This window comes from Pseudomonas sp. 05T35 (genome assembly GCF_056396605.1).
Genome location: NZ_JBFTLU010000504.1, coordinates 1 through 3,121, shown reverse-complemented (window position 1 = coordinate 3,121; position 3,121 = coordinate 1). Strand labels below are relative to the sequence as shown.

The following is a 3,121-nucleotide window of genomic DNA, read 5'->3' as shown; positions in this document are numbered from 1 at the left end:
GTTCGAGCGTTTCAAGTGCCTGGCTGATGCGCTTTTTGGTGGCATCGATGGCCTGTTGCGCTTGCTGATTGTCTTTGTCGATCAGCAGATCCCGGGTGTTCCTGGCGTTGTCCCGTACCCCTGTGGCAATGGCCATGATCGGATCGATTTTCGGCCAGTCCTGTTTGACGATCACCATTGCCTGATCCTTCAGCGTTGCCAGATCGTGCAACGCATAGAACGCCAGGCCTGTCAGCACCAACGGCGCGATTGCAAAGCCGATGACGATACGTTGAGCCGTGCTTAACTTGGCCAAATCAAATGCTCCCTGATTAGTACCTGCCCGACGGGCAGCACATTTGAAACTTCATGTCCGCGTAAACCCTGATTCCACCTCACTCCTGGTCGTTTCAATGTCCGCGAATGTAATGTTCCAGTTGCCGTATCAAGTCGGCCTGCTCGGCGATGGCTTCTTTGACCAGATCACCAATCGACAACAGGCCAATCAACTGGTCGCCTTCCACCACCGGTAAATGGCGCAAATGACTGTCGGTCATGACCTCCATGCAACGCTCGATGCTCTGCTGACTGTCTGCCGTCACCACGGGCGCGCTCATGATGTCCCTGACCGGCGTACCGACCGAAGAGCGCCCCTGCAGAACGACCTTGCGTGCATAGTCGCGTTCGCTGATGACGCCGACTACCTGCCCCTCCTCTATGACGGGTAGCGCACCGACGTTCTTTTCGGCCATCAGCTTCAGCGCTTCAAGGACCATCTGGTCTGGCGCGATGCTATGTACGTGCTGGTTTTGCACGACCTTCAGCTTCAGCAATTGTGCGGCTGTTTTCATACGGACCTCCGACGTCAATCACGCTTAAAAAAGCAAAAAAAAAAACGCCTGAAACCTTTCGGTTCCAGGCGCCTTTGCCTGTTCTTACTGCGGTGTTAAAACCAGACATCCATGCCCGATGTACCGACGTTGCCCATGACCTGTTCGGCCAATCGATCGTCGTTGATCGAGGGGGCTGTCCACTGGAGTCCGTTCCAGATGAACCTGATACGAGCCTTGCAGCCTTTGTGCCAGTCGGCAGCAGGACGCTTCATCCTGTGTGCGAACCCAGGCTCCTGAGCGATAGAGGGAGGCGAAAGCTCATTGCACTGTCTCCCGCTGGTGCAAATCGTTACGCATAGCGCTTTATAAAAGTGCATCCAGGCGGCCGACTCAGGTCCGCCGGGCGGTATGGCAAGTTCTGAGCACTGCCTTACACTGCGATACACCCACTGTTCAACGGATCGATAGGTCCCACGGCAATCCATGGCATCACCTCATGATCCGGGTGAAACCAACATGAAAACGGTCACCGCCCTTTTCACCTGTCTGCTTGCTGCCAGCGTGTGCGCGGCGACAAGCACCTGTGCGAACGCTGCCCCTCCATCGCCAATCTTCAAGACCAGTTTCGACTGCGCCCAGGCAAAGGCGTCCATTGAAAAGCTGATCTGTCGCGATCCACAACTGGCGCAGATGGACATCGAACTGACGCGTCTTTATCGCCTGGCGCTCACGGATGAACATTCAGCACCGCCTCCAGACAAAGTCATGATCGATCAGCAGTTCTGGATCGAGGCCCGTAATCAATGTGCCTCCGCGCCCGCGCCCAAGGCGTGCACGATCCGGAGTTATGCCGAACGCGCGCACCAGTTGCGCCAAGGCTCGGCAATTGTGAGAACCAAGGATCCAGACCGGCTCACCGAGGGTCCCCTGGCTTTTCGTTGTACAGGGTTTGACGCACTGATTACCGCCACCTTCTTCAGCACGCAACCGGGTGTCGTGTACCTGAAATGGGCGAATACTTCGATCACCCTGAGCCAGGTGCCGAGTGATTCGGGAACCCAATACACGGGTAAGGATTACCAGGGGAATTACAGCTTCTGGCAAAACGACAACGTGATCCTTTTCCAAAAGCCGCGCTCAGCGGAAATGAGTTGTACGGCCGAGCCGGCCGGCTGATTGCTCTGGCGCAACGGTCATTCAGTTTCCGTTTGGAGACCAGCAGGCGAGGATACAGCACCCTCGCCACTCACCTGTCYCTCAAAAAACAGCGATATGCGAGTCCGTTCGCGGCTCGGTTCCGCCACACAACACGCCCGTTTCAGGATCGCGCAGGATGATCTGCCCACGCCCATAACGGGTCAGGTCGCAGGCCACTTGCACTTGATGCCCGCGGCGGGCCAGGGCTGCGGCCATGTCCCGCGAAGCATCCTGCTCGATGCCGACCTGCAGCCCGCCCAGCCACTGCCAACGCGGTGCATCCAGCGCCGCTTGCGGGTTGAGGCCAAAATCCACCAGGTTCATGACCATCTGCACATGCCCTTGGGGCTGCATGTAGCCACCCATCACGCCAAAGGGGCCCATCGCCATACCGTCCTTGCTGAGAAAGCCCGGGATTATGGTGTGGAAGGTCTTTTTGCCGGGTGCCAGGCAGTTCGAGTGCGCCGGATCAAGGCTGAACTCTTCACCGCGGTTTTGCAGGGCTATGCCGCTGTCAGGCAGTACCACGCCGGAGCCAAAACCGTGGTAGTTGCTTTGGATAAACGAAACCATGTTGCCTTCGGCGTCGGCGGTGGCCAGGTACACCGTGCCGCTGGCGGTTGGATCACCCGGTTGTGGGGCCAGCGCTTGCTCACCGATCTGTGCCCGACGATGGGCAACATAGTTTTCGCTGAGTAAATCCTCCACCGCGACCCGCATGTGCTGCGGGTCAGTGATGTAATGCAGGCCGTCGCTGTAAGCGAGTTTCATGGCCTCAAGCTGACGGTGCCAGGTCTGCTGACTGTCGCGGTGATCGAAGTCGAAACCCTCGATAATCTTCAAGGCCATCAATGCCACGAGGCCCTGGCCGCTCGGCGGAATCTCCCAGACGTCATAGCCTCGATAATTGACCTTGATCGGCTCGACCCATTGGGCGCGATAACCCTGCAGATCACTAGCGCGCAGATACCCGCCGGTCGCCCTGGAATGGGCGTCCAACCGTTGCGCCAGTGCCCCACGATAAAAGCTTTCGCAACCTGTAGCCGCGAGTTCTGTCAGGGTCTGCGCCTGAGCCGGGTTGAGAAACATCTCGCCAGCGCGGGGTGCCCGGC

The 3,121-nt window shown here is 58.0% G+C and carries 5 protein-coding genes; 1 reads left to right on the top strand and 4 read right to left on the bottom strand.

All coding sequences use genetic code 11. From position 1 onward, the window contains the following. The 3 genes from AC1DH9_RS26120 to AC1DH9_RS26110 form a co-directional block, all read right to left on the bottom strand. The coding region (locus tag AC1DH9_RS26120) for an MCP four helix bundle domain-containing protein (RefSeq protein WP_477809067.1) at positions 1-295 on the bottom strand (295 nt) is incomplete at its 3' end. A gap of 94 nt (positions 296-389) precedes the next feature. Further along, complete coding sequence (locus AC1DH9_RS26115) at positions 390-830, bottom strand: CBS domain-containing protein (RefSeq protein ID WP_427540228.1); 441 nt, start codon at positions 828-830, stop codon at positions 390-392. Between the two features lie 95 nt (positions 831-925). Next, positions 926-1,084 (bottom strand): hypothetical protein, encoded by a 159-nt coding sequence (locus tag AC1DH9_RS26110; protein WP_427540225.1) that lies wholly within the window; start codon positions 1,082-1,084, stop codon positions 926-928. Between the two features lie 244 nt (positions 1,085-1,328). Between AC1DH9_RS26110 and AC1DH9_RS26105 the strand changes: the two genes are divergently transcribed. Next, entirely contained in the window at positions 1,329-1,988 is a 660-nt protein-coding gene (locus AC1DH9_RS26105; protein WP_427540222.1) for an MliC family protein, read from the top strand. Positions 1,989-2,069: 81 nt separating this feature from the next. Here the strand turns inward: AC1DH9_RS26105 and AC1DH9_RS26100 are convergent. Then, positions 2,070-3,121 (bottom strand): gamma-glutamyltransferase family protein (locus tag AC1DH9_RS26100; protein ID WP_477809066.1); only part of this gene is annotated, 1,052 nt, incomplete at its 5' end.